This window comes from Pseudokineococcus sp. 1T1Z-3 (assembly GCF_037482365.1).
Taxonomy (GTDB): domain Bacteria; phylum Actinomycetota; class Actinomycetes; order Actinomycetales; family Quadrisphaeraceae; genus Pseudokineococcus.
In genome coordinates this window covers 1-18,307 of record NZ_JBBHZF010000003.1, presented here as the reverse complement: position 1 = coordinate 18,307, position 18,307 = coordinate 1, and the positions used below count along the sequence as shown (strand labels likewise).

The 18,307-nt window shown below is 73.7% G+C and carries 19 protein-coding genes; 7 read left to right on the top strand and 12 right to left on the bottom strand.

What is annotated here, in order from left to right:
- Window positions 1-400: 400 nt before the first annotated feature.
- From WDV86_RS01980 to WDV86_RS01965, 4 genes are all read right to left on the bottom strand, one after another.
- Entirely contained in the window at window positions 401-1,291 is an 891-nt protein-coding gene (locus tag WDV86_RS01980; RefSeq protein ID WP_339565920.1) for a hypothetical protein, read from the bottom strand.
- Between the two features lie 27 nt (window positions 1,292-1,318).
- Window positions 1,319-1,447 carry a hypothetical protein gene (locus WDV86_RS01975; RefSeq protein WP_339565919.1) on the bottom strand — a complete coding sequence of 43 codons (129 nt, stop codon included), beginning with the start codon at window positions 1,445-1,447 and terminating at the stop codon, window positions 1,319-1,321.
- A 100-nt stretch (window positions 1,448-1,547) separates the two neighbouring features.
- Complete coding sequence (locus WDV86_RS01970; RefSeq protein ID WP_339565918.1) at window positions 1,548-1,883, bottom strand: hypothetical protein; 336 nt, start codon at window positions 1,881-1,883, stop codon at window positions 1,548-1,550.
- Window positions 1,880-2,203, bottom strand: a complete 324-nt coding sequence (locus tag WDV86_RS01965; RefSeq protein ID WP_339565917.1) for a hypothetical protein — start codon at window positions 2,201-2,203, stop codon at window positions 1,880-1,882. Before WDV86_RS01965 ends, WDV86_RS01970 begins: the two co-directional genes overlap by 4 nt.
- Window positions 2,204-2,499: 296 nt before the next feature.
- Between WDV86_RS01965 and WDV86_RS01960 the strand changes: the two genes are divergently transcribed.
- The gene (locus tag WDV86_RS01960; RefSeq protein ID WP_339565916.1) at window positions 2,500-3,150 is read left to right on the top strand and encodes a hypothetical protein; all 651 of its coding nucleotides are present in this window, start codon (window positions 2,500-2,502) and stop codon (window positions 3,148-3,150) included.
- Window positions 3,147-5,660, top strand: coding sequence for a relaxase/mobilization nuclease domain-containing protein (locus tag WDV86_RS01955; protein WP_339565915.1), 2,514 nt, complete (start codon window positions 3,147-3,149; stop codon window positions 5,658-5,660). Before WDV86_RS01960 ends, WDV86_RS01955 begins: the two co-directional genes overlap by 4 nt.
- A 26-nt stretch (window positions 5,661-5,686) precedes the next feature.
- Here WDV86_RS01955 and WDV86_RS01950 read toward each other — a convergent pair whose 3' ends face one another.
- The 8 genes from WDV86_RS01950 to WDV86_RS16160 form a co-directional block, all read right to left on the bottom strand.
- A complete protein-coding gene (locus WDV86_RS01950) occupies window positions 5,687-6,133 on the bottom strand; it encodes a DUF4913 domain-containing protein (RefSeq protein WP_339565914.1) in 447 nt (148 codons plus the stop codon).
- Entirely contained in the window at window positions 6,126-7,847 is a 1,722-nt protein-coding gene (locus tag WDV86_RS01945; RefSeq protein ID WP_339565913.1) for a type IV secretory system conjugative DNA transfer family protein, read from the bottom strand. The genes WDV86_RS01950 and WDV86_RS01945 overlap by 8 nt, the downstream gene beginning before the upstream one ends.
- On the bottom strand, window positions 7,844-9,271 hold the full coding sequence (locus tag WDV86_RS01940) for a hypothetical protein (RefSeq protein ID WP_339565912.1): 1,428 nt from the start codon (window positions 9,269-9,271) through the stop codon (window positions 7,844-7,846). Before WDV86_RS01940 ends, WDV86_RS01945 begins: the two co-directional genes overlap by 4 nt.
- A gap of 383 nt (window positions 9,272-9,654) precedes the next feature.
- Window positions 9,655-11,160, bottom strand: a complete 1,506-nt coding sequence (locus tag WDV86_RS01935; RefSeq protein WP_339565911.1) for an SCO6880 family protein — start codon at window positions 11,158-11,160, stop codon at window positions 9,655-9,657.
- Window positions 11,160-12,656: a hypothetical protein gene (locus WDV86_RS01930; protein WP_339565910.1), complete on the bottom strand. Its 1,497-nt coding sequence runs from the start codon at window positions 12,654-12,656 to the stop codon at window positions 11,160-11,162. Before WDV86_RS01930 ends, WDV86_RS01935 begins: the two co-directional genes overlap by 1 nt.
- Window positions 12,656-13,390 (bottom strand): hypothetical protein, encoded by a 735-nt coding sequence (locus WDV86_RS01925; RefSeq protein WP_339565909.1) that lies wholly within the window; start codon window positions 13,388-13,390, stop codon window positions 12,656-12,658. The genes WDV86_RS01930 and WDV86_RS01925 overlap by 1 nt, the downstream gene beginning before the upstream one ends.
- Before the next feature lie 51 nt (window positions 13,391-13,441).
- Entirely contained in the window at window positions 13,442-13,720 is a 279-nt protein-coding gene (locus tag WDV86_RS01920; RefSeq protein WP_339565908.1) for a hypothetical protein, read from the bottom strand.
- Window positions 13,721-13,734: 14 nt separating this feature from the next.
- On the bottom strand, window positions 13,735-14,220 hold the full coding sequence (locus tag WDV86_RS16160; protein WP_445262903.1) for a DUF6668 family protein: 486 nt from the start codon (window positions 14,218-14,220) through the stop codon (window positions 13,735-13,737).
- A gap of 188 nt (window positions 14,221-14,408) precedes the next feature.
- Between WDV86_RS16160 and WDV86_RS01915 the strand changes: the two genes are divergently transcribed.
- The 5 genes from WDV86_RS01915 (at window position 14,409) to WDV86_RS01895 (ending at window position 18,048) form a co-directional block, all read left to right on the top strand.
- A complete protein-coding gene (locus tag WDV86_RS01915; RefSeq protein WP_339565907.1) occupies window positions 14,409-14,636 on the top strand; it encodes a helix-turn-helix domain-containing protein in 228 nt (75 codons plus the stop codon).
- Window positions 14,637-14,697: 61 nt separating this feature from the next.
- The gene (locus WDV86_RS01910; RefSeq protein ID WP_339565906.1) at window positions 14,698-16,008 is read left to right on the top strand and encodes a hypothetical protein; all 1,311 of its coding nucleotides are present in this window, start codon (window positions 14,698-14,700) and stop codon (window positions 16,006-16,008) included.
- Window positions 16,005-16,577, top strand: a complete 573-nt coding sequence (locus tag WDV86_RS01905; protein WP_339565905.1) for a hypothetical protein — start codon at window positions 16,005-16,007, stop codon at window positions 16,575-16,577. The genes WDV86_RS01910 and WDV86_RS01905 overlap by 4 nt, the downstream gene beginning before the upstream one ends.
- Window positions 16,574-17,719, top strand: a complete 1,146-nt coding sequence (locus WDV86_RS01900; RefSeq protein ID WP_339565904.1) for a M23 family metallopeptidase — start codon at window positions 16,574-16,576, stop codon at window positions 17,717-17,719. The genes WDV86_RS01905 and WDV86_RS01900 overlap by 4 nt, the downstream gene beginning before the upstream one ends.
- Window positions 17,720-17,817: 98 nt before the next feature.
- Window positions 17,818-18,048: a toxin-antitoxin system HicB family antitoxin gene (locus WDV86_RS01895; RefSeq protein WP_339565903.1), complete on the top strand. Its 231-nt coding sequence runs from the start codon at window positions 17,818-17,820 to the stop codon at window positions 18,046-18,048.
- Window positions 18,049-18,307 lie beyond the last annotated feature (259 nt).

The window sequence follows — 18,307 nt, the reverse complement described above, 5'->3', positions numbered from 1 at the left end:
GCCCCCGTCCCCTCCCGATAGATGCCGCTCGTCGGCGCTGGTGGCGGGGTCAAGGGTGGCCCGTAGGGCCATCGCGCAGCGACGCGCAGCGCCCTTGACGCCGCCGGCGGCGCTGACACGCTCCCGGCGTCGGGAGGGGACCGGCACCCTCCCTGTCAGGTGACCGGGCGGGGAGCGCCGGAGGCGCTGTGGTGACTGTGCTGGGGTCAGGCCGTGCACGGTCGGCGCACGCGGTGGCGACGGGCGCGCAGTGGTGAGGGCGCCGGCTGTGTGCGGGTGGTCAGGTGGGTCCCGTCGTCCCCGTGTGGGCGAGCCGAGCCGCTGTTAGCTCGGGTCGTCCACAAGGGGTCGAGGGGCTCCTGCTTGCCCGCGTTGACCGCGCTGCCGACCGGCGGTCGGCTCAGGCGAGATGGTCCGACTCGGCGGTGTGCCACCGCCAGGCGAACGCCGCGCCGGCGGCCGTGTGTAGCACCGCCGCCGACAGTGCGGCCATCGCGAGCTGGACCCACGCGGTGACGTCGTCGAGGGCCAGATGCCCAGCGACCAGGAGCACCGTCTGCGGCACGAGCGTGGCGGCGGCGGCGCGCCACCACCGGCCGTGGACGGCGAGCAGCAGCGCCGCGGTGGCGATGGTGAAATGCCCGACGGTGACGACGCTGACGGCGACGAGCTGCGCGGCAGCAGAGGCGACCAGCGGCGTCGCAGTCGCGGCGCCGTCGGGGACCGGCGTCGACAGCCACAGCACGACGACGGCGACAGTCCACGTGGCCAACGCGAACAGGCTGGCGAATAGCACTCCGCGGCCGGGTGCGGTCGGCAGGACGTAAGTCGGCAGGACCGTCAGGGGGTGCTCGGAGAGCATCGCCCGGCGGTTGGAGTAGACGGCCGCGGCGGGGTAGGCGCGGGCGACGGCTGCGCGCCGCGTGGCGGGGATGCGCGGGGACAGCCACAGCGCCTCGATGACGGCATGCTGCGCGCGGAAACCGCGGGTCGCGGGGATGAGGGTGCCGTGCGCGGCGACGACGGCGAGCACGCGCGAGGCGCCCAGGACGCCGGAGCCGCGGAGCGCTTCGAGGTTGCCGCACGCCCACAACCCGCATGAGCAGCCACGCCCAGGCGCCTGGTGCTCGGGGATCGCTCGACGGCGGCGCTCGCGCCGGTCACAGACGGCGGTGTTGACGCCCGACGTCCACGGCGGGCGCGCCGTGACCGGCGCCAACCGGTCGGCCTGGGTCAGACGGAAGGTGCGGACCCCGCGGACCGACCCATGGATGTCGGTCACGAGGTCCACCGCGGCAGCGGGCGCGTGAGCATCGGGTCAGCGCTGCGCCGGCTCGGGGGCCGGCGTCGTCGCCGGCTCCGGGACGGTCGCCGGCTCAGACGGTGACGTCAGCGGCTCGTCCGGGCTCACGGTGATGGGCTCGTCCTCGGTCCCGATCTTGGCCATGCCTCAGAGTAGGTGCCGGCGGCGACGACGCGCCGTGCAGCGGTCCCCCGGCGGGGTGGTTACTGCCACGTCTGAGGGGGGCCGCCCGGGTGGGCGCCGGTCAAGCGCGACGCGTGAAGTCGTTGACGTCCCATCCGTGCAGGTCGTACTCCAAGAGCACTTGAGCGTCCGACCAGGCGGCGTGCACGACTACGACCGCTTCCGGCGGGGAGCTCGTGGGTGCGGCGGCGGGCTCGCTCTCGCGCCAGGTGGGCGAGGGGTAGTGCTCGACGTGGTGGATCGGCGGGCACGTCTCGTGCGAGGGGTGCAGCACCATCGCGCCGAAGGTGTCGCCCGCGACGGGGACCGACAGCAAGTCGACGTCGCGCCGGGTGGCGGCGCCCGCCAGCGTCGCGCCGTCGTACAGCTCGACGCGGACGCTCACTCGGACGGTCATGCTGCGTCGACGCCGTCAGAGGGGGCGGGAGCGTCGCCATCGGCCGCTCGGGCGGCATCGCCGTCGGTGCCGTCCGTACTCGCCCCGGCGGTGCCGTTACTGCTGCTGCGGCGGCGGCGTGGCTGGGCCGGGGGCTCGAGGCCGAGGTTGCTTAGTTCTGCGACCGACCAGCCCGACGTGCGTGCCGTCTCGTGTGCCGTCCGCACGTCGGCGGCCTTGCGGTCTGCGGCGGCCACGGCCTCGTCGATCGCCGCGCGCGAAGCGCGCCAGTCCTCCAGCGACTCCGCCAGGTCCTCGATCGTCTTGATCTTGGCGCTCATGAGTTCGCGGGCGGCGGCAGCGGCGTTGCGGCGGGTGCTCGTTTGAGCCACGGCAGGTTTCCCCCTCGGTGGTTGTGCGGTTGCGCACTCACCCTAGCGGCGACCGTGCACCAGCGGTGACGGCGTCACGCCGGGAAGCACTACGTGAGCAAGGTATGCAATCCGGTAGCCGGATTGCGCCTGGTGCTGGCCCTGCGGGCCCGCGCTGCGGCAGACTGGCGCGACGCCAGTCCCGCCGCCGGCGGGGCACGACCCCAGGGGGTCGGGGCGCTCCGCTGGGGAGGGGGTGAGGGCCGGTGGCCGAAGAGCTGAACGCCACGGCTGCGGTGCAGCCGAGCGCGCAGGGCGGACCGGGCCTGACCTCGGGCCCCGGCACGGACGGGCCGTCGGCGGCGGCGGGGACCGCGGCGACGACCGAGAACGTGACCGGAGCGAGGACGGCGACCCAGCGGGCGCGTCGTCGTCAGCGGCGGGTGCCAGGAGGACGGCACCGGCCGGTGCACGTGCGGGTCAGCGACGACGAGCACGTGCGCCTGTCGGCGCGGGCGGCGGCCGCGGGCCTGTCCCTGCCGGCGTGGCTGGTGGCGGCCGGCATGGCCGACCGGGGCGGCGCGGGCCGGGACGTTGGCGGCGACGGCGCGGGCGGGCGCAGCTTCGCGGGCGGGTCGATGAGCGCGCTCGAGCGGCGGGCGTGGGCGGCGGAGTTCGTCGCCGTCCGACGCCTGGCGCGGGGCGTGGCCACCAACGTCAACCAGCTCGCGGCCGGCTACAACGCCACGGGCGAGGTCGGGACCGAGCTGCACGCGGTGCTCGACGCGGCCCGCCGGGTGATGGACCGGATGGACGACCTCGGCGCCCGGCTCGCCGGCGAGGGAGAGGGCGACGACGCCCTCGACGAGGACCCCGCCGGTGGCGCGTCGGTCGACCGGAGCGGGGTGCGGGCGTGATCGCCAAGGTCACCCGGGGCACCCGGGTCGCGGGCCTGACGGCCTACCTGATGGGGCCCGGCCGCCACAACGAGCACACCGACCAGCACGTCATCGCGGCCAGCGACGAGATGGACGTGGCCGACCCGACGCTGTCGGAGCCGGGCGCACGACGGGCGTTCGCGGCCGACCTCAACCACTACAAGGACCTGTACGAGGTCACCGTCCCGCGCGGCGAGGTCTACCACTTCTCCCTGTCCAACCCGGCGGGCGACCGGGTGCTCACCGACGCCGAGTGGGCCACGGCCGCCCGCGGCGCCCTGGCCGTGGTCGGCCTGGCGGACGACGGCACCAAGGCCCCGGTGCGGTGGGCCGCGGTCCGCCACGGCCTGTCGACCGCTGGCAACGACCACGTCCACGTCGTCGCCGTCCTGGCCCGCGCCGACGGCACCAAGGCCGCCCCGCACGACGACTACGCCAAGCTCAACCGGTACTGCGCCAAGGTCGAAGCAGAGCTCGGGCTGTCCGGCGACCGCACCCCCGGCCGGGGCTCCCGGAGCCTGCCGCCCGCCTCACGCGCGGACCTGCTCGCCACCGAGCGGGCCAGCGGGCCCGACGGCCAGGACCTCCCGCTGCGTGACCGGGTGCAGCGCGACGTCCGCGCCGCGGCGACGGCCGCGAGCACCGAGAGCGAGTTCGTCGACGGGATGCGTCGGGCGGGGCTGTTCGTCCACCCCCGGTACGCCCAGGGCGGCCAGGACGAGGTCACCGGGTACAAGGTCGCGGCCCTGCGCGAGCGTGACCCCAGCGGCCATCTCGTCTACTTCGCCGGCGGGCGGCTGGCGCGGGACCTGTCCCTGCCGGCGCTGCGCGCCGGGTGGGACGACACCCCCGGGGAGCGCGCTCGAGCGCTGACCGCCTGGTCGTCGTCAGGGTCCCAGCAGACCGGCGGAACGACCGCCGGCGACGGGCCGGGCGGACGCGGCCCCGGTCACGGTCCCGGCCTGCGCCGCGGTGGCGACCCGGCCGCCGCGGCCGCCGCGGCGCGCGAGCTGCACGCCGCCGCGCACCGATTGTCTTCGACGCCGGCGGCGTCGTGGCAGCAGTGGGCCGGCCTCGCCCGGGAGACCTCCGGGCTGCTCGCGGCGGCCTCGTCCGGCTGGGAGGGCCCCCGCGGGGGCGGGCTGGACCGGGCCTCCCGACGGCTGGCTCAGGCGTCCGGTGCGGCTGCTCGGTCCGGGGCGCGGGGCGCGTCGTCGAGCGCCGTCGGCGCCGGGCTGGGGGACCTGGCGACGGTGCTCATGGCCGGGTCGGGCAAGGGCGGGTCAGCGGCGCTGCTGCTCCAGCTCACCCGGACCGCCGAGGCGATCGGGGACGCCGCCCACGCCGCCGGAGCGGCCAGGGCCGCTCGCCTGGAGACCGTGGCGCTGCGCCAGCGGTTCGCGCAGGAGACCACCAGGGCCGCCGCCGGCGCAGGAGCGACCGCGGCCGCCACAGCACGCACGGCACGGGCCACCGTGGCGTCCGCCGATGGCAGCACATCTACAGGAGCAGGAGGCACCGCCACGATGAGCGAGTCCCCGGAGACCGACGCGATCGAGAGCATGCGCCCGCTGGCGGTCGCGGCCGCCGCGTCGGCGTCGCAGGCCGCGCGCATCGCGCAGCGGATGGCGGAGCGGTCCGCCGACCGGGCCCGCGCCCAGGCCGAGCAGGAACGCCAGCTCGAAGAGCTGCGCCGCGAGGCCCGCGGCGCCTACCGCGAGCTCGCCCGCCGAGAGGACTGGATCGGGTCGGCCTCCCGCGAAGACCTGGCCGAGGCCGCCGACGTCCTCGGACGCGGCGGGGACCCCCGCGACCGCGACGCCCTGCGACGGATCGAGGAGTCCGGGCGCGACCGGTTCGGCGCCGACTGGCGCCAGAACAGTGACAGCGCCGGCGACGACCGTGGCTCCGGAGACGGCGACCAGCGAGGCGAAGACGTCGGGCAGCACGAGGACCGAGCTCGCGATGCGGAGGTGGCCGCCAGAGAGGCACGCGAGTCCGCTGAGGAACAACGACGCAACGCTGAGCGGGCCCGCGAGGACGGCCGCGAGGACGCGGCTCGCGATTACGACGAGCGTGCCGCGGAGTGCGAGCAGAAGGCCGCCGGGTTCGACGAGGAGGCCGAGCGAAGCCGTGCCGAAGCCGATCGCCTGCGAGAGCAGGCCGGTGAGAGCCACGGCGAGAGCGACGGCGAGCAGGACGCGGGCACGAAGACGTCCACCGGGCAAGAAGACGGAGCCAAGGGCGGCGAAGAGAAGCGCGCGCCGTCTGACGGCCGGGAGGAGGGCAACGCGACTCGTCCCGACCACGAGCGGGCGACGTCAACGACGGAGGGCGGTCATGACGAGCCGGTGGCGGCGGGTGCCAGCGCCGGGGGAGGACGCCGTCTCAGCATGAGCCGAGCTCGGGGCCGCGGCCGCGTCAACGGCAAGACCGGGGCCGCAGGCCGGCCGAAGATCACCGGCCGGGACACCGAGGCCGAGCGATGAGCGTTCGTCCGCGGTAGAGCGGGCGACTACTCGTCGAGCGCGGCTGCCGCGTCCGCGGCGTCCGCCGGCCCGGGGATGGCCGCGATGCGCGGAAGCGTCACGTCCTTGGGCGGGTCCTCCCAGGGCAGGCCGAGCGTGGGGCGGTGCCCGCGGACGCACTGGCTGAACGGGCCCGTGTCCTTGTTGAGCAGGACGGCCAGGTGGGGGTCGGCGTGCTGGAGCCACCACGACGAGGCGCCGTCGGCGCCGGCGTCCTCGTCCTCGACGAGCGTCGAGTAGGCCATCGCCAGGGCGTGCAGCCGCGCGACGGCCTCGGGGTGCTCCCACCACTGCGAGCACCACACGAGCTGCCCGTGGGTGTTGAGGTCACGGTTGACGGACGGCGCGAGGACGTCGCGAACCCAGACGACGAGCTCGGCGGCGTCGTCGACGTCGTCGACCTCGGTCTCGGCGGCGAGGGGGCTGTCAGGCATGGGTGGTCTGCCACTCCTTGCTGGCGGCGGTGATGGTCTCCGCCTGGCGCTTGTCCTCGAACCACCGCATCGGCTCGACAAGGACCGGGCGGCCGCCGGCGAGGACGACCGCGCGCTTGGTCGGCAGGGCGGTCAGCTCGGCGGTGGTCATCGTCCGGCGCTGGCGGGTGTCGACGGACGTCGAGCGGCCGTGGCGGCTGGTGGAGACCGAGCGGTGGACCTCGTCGTGGTCACCGATGAGGTCGGAGAGCTCGTTGAGCCAGCGCTGGTCGGCCACGCCACCGCCGTAGACGCGGACGGTCGCGGCCGACCACAGCGTGCGCATCCCTTCCTCGCCCCAGACGGCGACGCCCTGGGAGTAGGACTGGAGGAAGGTCAGCAGCGCGATCCCGCGGGAGCCGTAGTGGGAGTAGAGCGCGGGCAGCTCGGGCCAGCGGCAGACGTTGGCGGCCTCGTCGAGGACGACCACCAGCGGGGTCGGCAGCCGCCCGGAGCGGTCGGGGTTGGTCATCGCGGTCCGCTCGGCGTCCTCGCAGACCGCGGACGTCAAGGCGGTCACGACCGCGCCGGAGGACCCGGCGCCCTCGCGGGAGAGGGCGTAGAGGGTGTCAGGTGAGCCGACGAAGGCGGTCGGGTCGAAGGTCGGCAGGCCGGGGGTCGGCGTGACCCAGGCGAGGAGCTGGGGGTTGATCAGGGGCCGGGCCATCCGCTGCGCGGTGCCGTAGACCGACCCGCGCATCTTGTCGGGCTGGTGGGTGACGGCGTCCACGGAGGCGGCGGGGCCGTCGTGTCCGTGCTCGCGGAGGAGCTGGACGGGGGTGTCGTCGGAGGAGTCGGAGACCCAGGCCCAGACGTCGCCCAGGGGGCGGCCGGCGACGGCGGCGGCGAGCATCAGCCAGGCGAGCAGGTCGGCTCCGGCGGTGTCCCACTGCGGGTCGGTGCGGGCGCCGGGCTCCTTGGTGTCGGCCACGAACAGCGCCGCGAGGCGCTGGGCCTCGACGGCGGTGCGGACCCGCGAGAGCGGGTCGTAGATGAAGGTGGGCGCGCCGTCGCTGGCGATGCCCTGGGGGTCGAAGACCCACACCCGTCCGGTCTGGGCCCGCACGCCGGCGGTGGTGTCGAGCAGGTCGCGCTTGTTGGACGTGGCCACGGCGGCGCCGGGGGCGGCCAGCAGCGCCGGCACGGCCCGGGAGGTCGTCTTGCCCCGGCGGGGTCCCCAGACGTCCAGGGCGACGTCCTCCCAGCCCTGGTAGACCCGCTGGCCGCCGTTGACGGTGCGGCCGATCAGCAGGCCCGGGGAGTCCTTGAGCGAGGGCGCCAGGCGGGTCGCCTCGGCGGTGCGGGCGCGGTGGCCGAGCCGCTGGCGCTCGGGCGCCTTGGCCAGGTGCCGCGTCGAGCGGTCGACGTCGGGCCGGTGCCTCATGCGCCGGGTCATACGGGCCACCAGGAGCACCAACAGCGTCACCGGGAGGGCCACGGCGACGGCGGCGACGACCAGCGCGAGGACCGACGGCAGCGCGGCACCCTCGATGGCCACGGCCCGGCCGACCTCGAGCGGGCTGCCCGGCCACGGCTGGCCGGCGCGCAGGGCGTCGACGGCCTCGGCCAGCCACAGGAACGACGCTGCGGCCGCGGCCAGTGCCGCGGCGCCGGGGATCACCCAGGCGAGCAGAACCGAGCCGTCGAGGCCGGCGGCCGGACGACCGGCGCTCATCGGACGCCCACCGGCTCCGGCGCCGCGGGGTGCTCGTCAGCGCGGGGGTCGTCGAGGCCGTCGAGGTCGTCGAGACCGTCGAGGCTGTCGTCGACCTCCCCGACCGGCTCGGCCGGCAGGTGGTGGTCGTGCCAGCGCGAGTTGGTGTCGTGCAGGGCGAGCTCGGTCTCGGTTACGTCGACCTTGACCGGGACCCCGGCCCGTTCACCCACCTTGATCAGCATCTTGCCCGCGCCGGGCGGAGGGACCGGTCGACCGTCGGTGCGCCGCGGCGGGCGCCAGGACTTCGGGGTGTTCCACCCCGAGACCATCGCGATCTCCGGCTCGGTCAGGTGGACGATGTCCGAAAGCGCGCGGAGCTCGCGGCGTGGCAGGGCCGCGGTGATGATCATGCCGGCCCGCTCGGCGAAGCCGCGGGCCTTGACCCGGTCGGCCTCGTTGGCCATCGACTCCATGTCCTTGAGCGTGTGCGTGAGCATGATCTGGCCGACGCCGAGGCTGCGGTTGAGGCGGGTGATGGCGTCCATCCGGTCGGGCAGGCCCGCGCCGATGCGCAGCGGCCGCCACAGCTCGTCCATGACGACGAGGTACTTCCGCCGGGGCGCCAGACCCGCGTCAGCGAGGGCCTGGGCGGCCTCCATCGCGGCGAAGCCCTCCGCCCAGGTGGCGAGCATGACCGCGGCGGTCAGCCGCTCGTCCCGCTCTCCGAGGGCGGAAATGTCGACGCAGACGCCCGGGGTGTCCAGGGGGATGCGGGTGGTCGTCGGACCGGCGAATGTCGACCCGAGAGGTCCGGCTACGACGGCCTTGAGCGACTTCTGCAGAGGGTTGGCGAGTGCGCGGTACTCGTGCTGGTCACCACGGGCCAGCGCAGCGATCATCAGCGGCTCTGGGCCCTCGTCGATCAGGGCGATCAAGTCCGGGAGGGTCGGCGCCGACTCACTGGCGTCGCGGTCGGCCAGCAGCACGTCGATGGCCGCCGCCAGAAGCATCTCCTCGTGGTCGGTCACGGGCGCCCGACGGACCACGGTGATCAGCGCCGCGACCATCTCCCGAGACCGGGCCATCGCGTCCTCGCGGAGCTGTGCGCCCTCGATGCCACCGATCCTGTCGGCGGCCTCCACCATCGCGCCGAGGTCGAGCACGTTCATCTGGCCGCGGCCGCGGCCGTAAGAGATGACGGTGCCGCCCAGGGCACGGACCGTGTCGGCGTAGTCGGGCTTCAGGTCGCCCAGCGCCATCGGCACGACGCCGCGGGCGGCCAGGCCCAGGATCATCCGGACGGCTGTCGTGGACTTGCCGAACCCCGGACGGCCGAGGATCAGCGCCGAGGGGTTGCCCATGAAGCCGACGTCCCACCAGGTCAGCGGGTCGCAGGAGACGGTCGTGCCGGTCTGGAGGTCCGGACCCAGCGGGACTCCCATAGTGGGTCGGTTGGATCCGGCGACCATCGGCCACAACCCGCAGACCTGGACGCTCGTGCCGCGCCACTCGTGCGGAATCGGGAGGGTGTTCCATCGCCCGCCAGCAACGCCGGCGAAGCCGCGCGACGTCGCGGCGGCGCCCTTCCTCTCCGGCTGAGGCCGGCGACGGCGAAGGGCGCCAACCGCGTCAGAAGAGGGACCGTTCTGCTCGTCGACGAGGTGCGCGACCACGTTCACCCCGCCCGATGCGACCGTGGGTCCAGCAGCGGGCTCGGCGGTGGAGCGGTCCTGACGGCGGCGGCGTGGCATGTGACGGTCTCCCTCAGCGATCAACTGGGAACAAGCGGGAAGTCGACAGGTGGGCCCCGGAAGGGGGCCCGGCATCAGAGCAGGTCGCGCACGGAAGTCGGGAGCACGGCGTGCTCCCAGGGCAGGAAGCCGACGGGCAGGGTCGTGGCGAAGGCCGCCGCCTGGTGGCCGTAGCAGCGCCGCAAGGTCAGCTGGGACCGCTGGCCAAGACGACTCACCGCCGCTGCGGCCTCCTCCAGCGTGGTCTCGTCGCCCACGGTCACGGTGACCATCAGCGCGAAGCGGGTCACGCCGGCGCCGGCGGCGACCTCGCGCTCGGCCTGCTCGGCAGCCATCACGACCCGCTCGGCGGACGCCGAGACCCGGCCCTTGCCGCCCTTGGCGGTGAAGGAGGCGGTGTTAGACGCCCGCTCGGTGACGCGGGTCGCCTCGCCCGGGTCGTGCGGGCGGTAGATCAGCGCGACGCGCTTTCGCACGAACGCCGGATGCGGCGCGAGCAGCGGCGCGAGGACGTGGGAGTAGACCGTCCCGGCCGGGGCGCGGGTCATCTCCCAGGTCATCGACGTGCCGGAGTCGTGGCGGTAGGACCTCCATGCCTCCTCAGCGGCAACGGGGCCGGCCTCGGACCAGTCCAGCTCGATCGGGTCCCCGGCCGCTGTCGCGGCCGAGAAGTGAGCGTGGGTGGCGGGGTCGTAGGCGACCCGAGCGATGGCAGGCAGCTCGACCGCGCTGACCGGCTCGACGTCGCCGCCACCGGCGTCGATCAACGTCGCGGCCAGGCCAGGGACCTGGCGTGCAATCTCGGTCAGGACGGCGTCGGTGTCGCGCCCGTTACGAACCAGCTCGCGCCCGGCGTAGGTCAGCGCGACGTAAACAGCGTTGTCGGAGGACGCGGCCGGATAACGCTCGACGACCTCGCTCATCACGGCCTGGGCAACCGCCGGCGCCTCCGGCGACAGGGTCCGCTCATACTCCCCGCGCAGACGAGTACCGGTGTCGGGGGCGGTGTCGACCACGACGGTCGCCCCGCGCAGGCCCTGCTCGGCGCCGAGGGTGGCCAGGAAGCCGCCGTAGCCGGCGACCCAGTTGTCGACGACCTCGCGCTCGACCAGGCCGGCGCCGTCGGCGGTGCAGCGCAGGACGACGGTGTAGAGGTTTTTGCCGGGCCGGTAGATCACCCCGACCGAGTTGTCGTAGCCGTCGACGGCCGACAGGATCTTGGTTCGGGCGAGCACCCCCGGCAGGGGGCGCCCGGCTGAGATGGGCAGGTTGGTCAGCGCGCCGGTGCGGTACTGGTGGCCACGGCGCATCCACCGCAACAGCCATCCCCCCTGGGTCGCCATGACCACGGCCAACGGGCGCCCGTCGACCGGGATCGACGCCAGCGCCAGCGGCACGGCGAACACAGCGGCGACCACCAGGGCGGCCCATCCGCCGGCGGTCATCGACACGATCAGCACGATCACCAGCCCGATGAAGACGGCGACGGTGGACCCCAGCCCCAGCGGGCCGATACCGGCCGACCGCGGCTTGATCCAGTTGCCGTACAGCGGGGCACGCTCAGAACTCGCCGTGCTCATCACTTCTCCCCATCACTGGTGTTGTCGTCGGTGACCCAGGAGCCGGTCGCCTCAGGGACGCGCTGCGGCGCCGGGCGGGGCAGCGGAGGTCGCCGCGCGCCGGTCGACGCGCTCGTGGGCGTCGCAGCAGCGGGGCTGGTGGTGCGGGCCCCGGAGGCGCCTGAGGTGCCGCCCGTGGCCGAGGCCACAGGCGGAGCACCGGTCTTGGGCGATGCACCACCGGCGCCGGAGCGGGGGGCCGACGTCGACGCCGGGACCGGCTTTCCGCCGCTGGCACCGGTGCCCGGGCCCGTGCCGCTGGCTCCGTTGGACCCCGAGGTTCCGTTCGCCCCGGAGGTCCCGTTCGCCCCGGACGTGCCCGTGGTCGTCCCGCCACCGGTCGTGGTGCCGCCCGCCCCCGAGGGAGGCGGCGCGCTGCCGCTTGGCTTGGGACCGCCGCTCGAGGGAGCGGGGCCGGCGCCAGACGGGCCACTCCCTCCGGTGCCCTTGCCGGCCGTGGCCGGGCCAGGCTTGCTGGCGCCCTTGGCCGCCGCCGTCCCGCCCGCAGAGGCACCGCCGGAGCCCAGGGCGGCGCCCGCGGCCACAACGGTCACGGCACCCGTCGCGACCGCGCCGACCCCGGCGGCGCCGATCGACGCCGCGTTGGCGGAACCGAGGGCGGCGGTGGCGGGGACGATCACCCGCATCAGCGCCGGGAGGGCGAGCACTGCGAGGATCAGCATGGCGACGCCGCTGACCATCCCGAGGATGCCGTCGCTGCCGTCGGAGAGCTGGAACGCGGCGGCGTACAGCAGCGCCGCGACGGGCTTGTAGAGGATGAAGGCGGCCAGCCAGGCAACGAGCTTGCCGAACCACTGCCGCCCGGACCCGGTCATCGAGGCCGCGGCCGCGACCGGCAGCAGACCCACGAGCACCGGGATCAGCGCGGCGCGGGCGAGCATGAGGCCGATCTGCACGATGCCGGTGATGCCGGCGGCCAGCGCCATCACCAGCACCAGGCCGGGTGAGACCACGGAAGCAAGCCCGATACCAAGGTTGATCGGCTCGTCACCGACGGCACTCTCGTAGACCCAGGACGCCCACTCGTCACCGATGTAGACAAGCTGGGCGACCACGAAAGCGGCGCCGGAAGTGACGAGCATGACCATCACCAGGCCGCGGCCCATGTCCGCCATCGCCCGCTTTTCCCCGGACACGGCCGTCCTGATGGCCGCGACAAGGACGCCCGTGACGGCGGCGGCTGCCACGAACAGCCAGGTCGCCTCCCCGATCCACGCCGCGACGCCGCCGCCGTCGACCACCGGGGTCGGCAGGTCCAGCCAAAAGCCCGTCAGGACTTCCATGACCTGCGTGCTCATCCCCGCGAAGTCCTCCGCGAGCCCGGCGATAACGCTGTCCGTTGCATTGCCGACCACTCCCTGGATGGCGTTGGCCGCGACGTCGCAGAGGGCGCCGAGCCCGGGCACGCACGTGGAGCTGTCACCTGCTGCTGCCATCAGAGGCCCCAAGCGACGTAGTCGTCGAGATTGACCAGAGGGGTCAGCGCCGCTGTCTCCGAGCCGTTGTCGAGGAGCTGGAGCTTCCAGGTCCCGTCCTCCCACAGCACGGTCAGCCCGGCCGCGCTGAGGGCGCCGTTCGGAGTTCTGGACGCCACGGAGACGACGGCCTGCTCCGGTGTGTAGCTGTCGACGCGGAAGCCCGCAGGCTGATTGAAGCCGCCAGAGGGGGCCGTCACTCCCTCAGGGCCAAGCCCACGGACGAAGTCGAGATAGACCTCACGCCCTGCGTTCTCGACGAGCTGCCGCTCACCGATGGTGGCCAAATCCTCGCCCACGACCCGGAGCGTTGAGATGCTGGCGGCGGCCATGACTGCACCCATCGGACTGTGCGAAAAACAATCCCATACCGGGCCCGTGCGCAGCGCAGGCCCGTAGGTGTCGCTGACCGGGACGATGGCCCGATCGACGATCTCGAACTCGAGGTCCGCCGGAGGCGTCGTCGGTAGAGCTTCGGAGGCAGACGCAGGATCGCACCCGTCGCCGGTCTCGGCCGGTGTCGGCGCTGCTGCCGCTGAGGGCGAGGGTGCCGATGGTGTGGGGTCGGCCACCGGGGAGGTGTCCTCCCGGCCGGCGCCCGCGACCAGGACGCCGGCCAGCAGCACGAGCACCACCAGCACGACGGCGCCAGCGACGATTGCTCGTCGGCGGGCGGTGTCGGACAGGGCCGCCATGTCAGCTCTCCTCGATGGGCGAAGGGAACGATGGTGTGGTGACGCGGAGGGTCAGCCGATGGCCCAGGTCACGAGGGCGGATGCGCTGCCGATGAGGATGCAGGCGGCCAGCACCATCCCGAAGCGGCCCATCTGGTCGCCAAGGTCACCGCGCCGGTAGGCGATCACCATCGCGATAGCGGTGAAGAACACCCCCGCGATGCAGGCCGCGACGCCGAGCCACGCGATCAGGCTGAGGACCGTGTTGACCCGTTCCGCGATCTCCGGCGGAGCCTCGCCTAGACCCGGGTCGGGGACGGCGCCACCAGTCAGGACAGCAAGAGCGTTCATTGAAACTTCTCCAATCACTGCGGGCTGGTCATCTGGGACAGTAGGCGGGTGATCTGACGGTCCGGAAGTGTCGACGAGTCGAGGCGCCAGGGGGCGAACCACGGCACTTCCCACAGATGTGGGACCGCGCCGGAGAGGACGCGCACCTGCTGGCGCAAGGGGCGAGGGAGACGCCCTGGGGCATCAGCGACGAGGACGAGGCCACGGACGACGTCCTGTTCGGCCTGCCGCAGGCCCTGCCGGGCTGCGGCCAGCCCGTGCCCGTGAGTCCGGGCCACGAGCAGCACCGACGTCGGTTCCGACGGCCACGACCGGCCGCGGTCGAGGCCGACCCCGGCGGCGCGGCTGAGGGTCGTCACGCCTGCGCCGCCATGAGCAGCAACCCACGCGAGCTCGTGCACCAGCTCCCCAGACGACTCCTCGATGGGGGCCTCTTCGCTGCCCTGTTGGGTGACAGTCGCCGGTGGGGGTGTCGTCACCACCCACCGATTTGCGCTCATGGTCGAATGCCCCCTCCCGTCGTGCGCGACCAGCGGCCCCGCAGTCCGTCCGAGGACAAGTAAAGCACAAGTCGGGGACGACCAGTAGCCTCTGAGCGTACGAATAGCGCTTGTGTGGAGCGACGGTGGCGTGTCACCATCCACCGGTGAGTTCGGCACCCTTGGCCACGCCGGTACCGTCCTGCGGCGTGAGCGACGAGACGCCGGCGCGCGTTTGGCCGGAGGTGATGCTGGTCGACGAAGCCGCCGAGTACCTGCGGATCGCCAGCCGCACACTGCTCCGTCTCGCGCGCGAAGGTCGGGTGCCGGCTCGGAAGGTCGGCGGTGAGTGGCGCTTTCACCGCCTGGCCCTGGAGGACTACTTCCGACAGCCACGACCCGAGGGGGACGACGATGAGGGCGAGCACAGCATCTGACCAGGTCCAGCTGGCACTAGTTGACGGCGGAGCGACGATCGACGGCCAGATCGTCCCGGCCGTGACCGGACTGACGCCTGAGCAGGCCGCCATCGCGGCCGTTGCCCGCATGGCCGCCGAGCGTGGCCATCCGGTGCGTGCGCTGGCTGACGACGGCGAGGAGCAGACGGCTCTCCTTGTCCACGCCGACGGGCGCAGCGAGCCCGAACCCGCGGCCGCGGCCCAGCCCCTCGACAACGCAGCGGCAGGGACCACGCCGCCGGATGCGGTCTCGCCCGTCGTCGTCGAGTCCGCCCCCGCGCCGGACGGCGCACAGGGCGAGCGGGTCGGCCCCATGTCGTCGCGCGTCGCCTCGACGTCGACCCAGCAAGAGGACACGGCACCCGCTGCTGTGGTCTCCCGCCCCAACGCTCAGGACCTCCTCGGCAGCCGCCAGTCCCGCGCTGTGCCGCAGCGGGCCCGCGAGGGCTGGCGCGGCTGGCTGGTGCACGAGGTCGGGCTGCCGTTGGCACCCAGCAAGGCCGAGGCGGCCCGCTTCGAGCTGACCACCCGAGTGCAGACCCAGCTCCCCGGTCCCCGCACGATCATGGTCGTCAACCCCAAGGGCGGCGTCGGCAAGACCACCGGCGTTCTGCTCGTGTCCGGTGCTCTGGGACTGGCCCGCGGCGGCGGGGTCCTCGCGTGGGACAACAACGAGACCCGCGGCACCCTCGGTTTACGCTCCCGCGACGCCGGGCACGGCGGCACCGTGCGAACCCTCCTAGCCGCCGCCCCCGAACTGACCTCGACCGCCGGACGCCTGGGCGACCTCGACGCCCACGTGCACCACCAGCGCGGGGTGCGCTTCGACGTCCTGCGCTCCGACGAAGACCCCACCGGCGCTGGCGTCGTCGACGCCGACGACTTCGCCGCTCTGCACAACCTGATCACGCGGTTCTACCGCCTGGTCGTCGTGGACACCGGCAACAACATCAGGTCCGCGAACTGGCAGGCCGCCGCGGCCGAGGCCGACCAGCTCGTCATCACCACCACCGTCCGCGAGGACTCCGGTGCCTCCGCCGCGTGGATGGTCGACGCCCTCGCCGCGGGTCCGTACGCGCACCTGCTCGAACGCGCCGTGACCGTGCTGTCCGACCCCTCCCCGCGCACCCCCGAGGACGAGCGAAAGCGGCTCGCCGACCACTTCGCCGCCGCGACCGGAGGGGACCCCGCCCGAGTCGTGCGGGTGCCCTTCGACCGGGCCCTGTCCGGTGGCGGAGTTATCGACCACGACTCACTGTCCTCCGCCACTCGGACCGCCTGGCTCCGCGTAGCCGCCGCGGTGGTCGACCAGCTCGTCACGCCGGCCCCCGCCGCGACAGGGCCAGCGTGAAGCCAAGGACGGTGGTCTTGGTTCTCGCGGCCGTCGTGGTCGCGGCCGCGGGCTGCTCGGACGACTCCTCAGAACCGACGTCGGCCCCGAGCGCGCAGCCGGCGCCCACGCCGACGGGGACGCCGCTGGACTTCGACTTGCCCGAGGACGACAGGGAGACCTACCCCGAGTGGGACAGGGCCTCGCGCGAGGAAGCCGTGACCGCCGGCGACGCCGTCATGCGCGCCTTCGTGCGCCCTGACCAGACCGCCGAGACCTCCGTGATCGAGGCCGAGTGGTGGGAAACTCTGGCGCCGCTGCTGACCTCGGAGGCCCAGGACGCCTACTTCTACGTCGACCCCGCCGAGGTCCCCGCAACGGCCGTCACCGGCCCCGCGGCCCTCGTAGAACCCGAGTCGGGCACAACGGCGTTCCTGGCCACCGTCCAGGTGCCGACCGACGTCGGCACCTACGACGTGCTCCTGGCCCGCACCGGCGGCGAGGCTCCGTGGCTCGCGGAGCGGATCAGCCCTCCCGAGTCCCTGTCGGCGCCACCGAGCGAGCCTCCCTCGACGACCGCCCCGGCATGAACAACGGCGCCAAAACCGCCCTGATCCTCGCCCCCGTCCTCCTCTTCGGCGGGTGCAGCGGCGGCGTCGTCCTGCTTGCCAGCCTCATCCACAGCCAGACCCAGAACGAGTGCACCACCGGCACCGGTGTCGTCGTCGACGCCTCCGGGATCACCGGCGAGGTCGCTGGCTACTCCGGCGAGCAGCTGGACAACGCGGCCGCCATCATCAACGCGGGCGCCGCAATGGGCCTGTCCCAGCGTGATCAGACCATCGGCGTGATGACCGCGATGGGCGAGTCCGGCCTTCGGGTCCTGGACTACGGCGACGTCGCCGGCCCCGACAGCCGCGGGCTGTTCCAGCAGCGCGACAACGGCGCCTGGGGATCGCTTGCCGACCGGATGGACCCCACACGCTCTGCAACCTCATTCTTCCGGGTCCTGGCCGACGTCAACGGCCGCGACCAGATGGCCCCGACCCGCGTCGCCAACCGCGTCCAGCGCAACGCCGACCCCGACCACTACACCCGGTGGTGGGACCCCGCCGTCGCCGTCGTCGCGGCCCTGGCAACCGCCAACAACGCGACGGCCACCGCTCCCCCGCCGCCTCCGGCGACGGTCGACCCCGCCGACCCCCCGGTGCCGCCGGGCATCGCCCCCGACATCGTCCCGGCCGCGGCCGCGATCGGCACCGCAGCCTGCGGCGGAGCCCGGGACGACGTCGCCGCAGGCGCCATCACCGCCGACGGCTGGACCGCGCCCGCCGGCGGGCCCTTCACCAGCGCCTACGGGATGCGCACCAACCCCGTCACCGGCATCTACAAACTCCACAGCGGGATCGACCTCGCTCCCGGGTGCGAGTCCCCCATCTACGCCGCGGCTGCCGGCACCGTCGTCCGCTCCGGCGCGGCGGCGTCCTACGGGAACCTCATCGTCATCGACCACGGCAACGGCGCGACGACCTACTACGCGCACATGCACTCCGACGACCTGCTCGTCGGCGTCGGCCAACAGGTGGCCGCCGGCGCCCAGATCGCCCGCGTCGGCACCGCCGGCAACTCCACCGGCTGTCACCTGCACTTCGAGGTCCGCATCGGCGGTGAGCCCATCAACCCCCTGCCCTTCCTCGACGAACGCGGCGTCAGCGTTGGCCCTCTGCTCTGACACCAGCAATCTCCTCCGCACCCCTTGACCGTGGGCGCGACACGCCGAAGAGTGCCGGCATCCCCGCTCGCGCAATCGCCTACGTAAAGGTTGAGGACATGAGCCAGCCCCGGCCTCGCCCCCGCACCGGTCAGTCCGTGGCCGTGTACGCCCGGGTCCACCCGGACCTGCACGCGAAGGCACACCGAGCAGCCGCCGCGCTGGACGTCTCCCTGGCTACCTACGTCGAGGCGCTGCTGGCCCGCGACGAGCTCGACGAGAGCGGACGACCGACGTGGTGGCCCCGTGACGAGCACGCACAGGAGGATCTTCTCCGCCAAACCGCCTAGGGCACTGCCCTAGACGACGAAGGCCCCCGCGGAAACGGGGGCCTACGTCCGAACAAGTGACCGGGTTGCCGCCCGGTCTGAGTACGTCTCCGGCTAGAGAGGCGCGGTGCTGCTCTGACGATACAACCTGCCCTCGGGCAGGTGCCAGACCCGACCCCCGACACGCCCACCGGACCCCTCAAGCGGGGGTCCCGGCGGCGCCGTCGTGGGCATCTGGCCCTGCTCGGCCGACGGGCCACCGAGCGTCACCCCGCGGCCA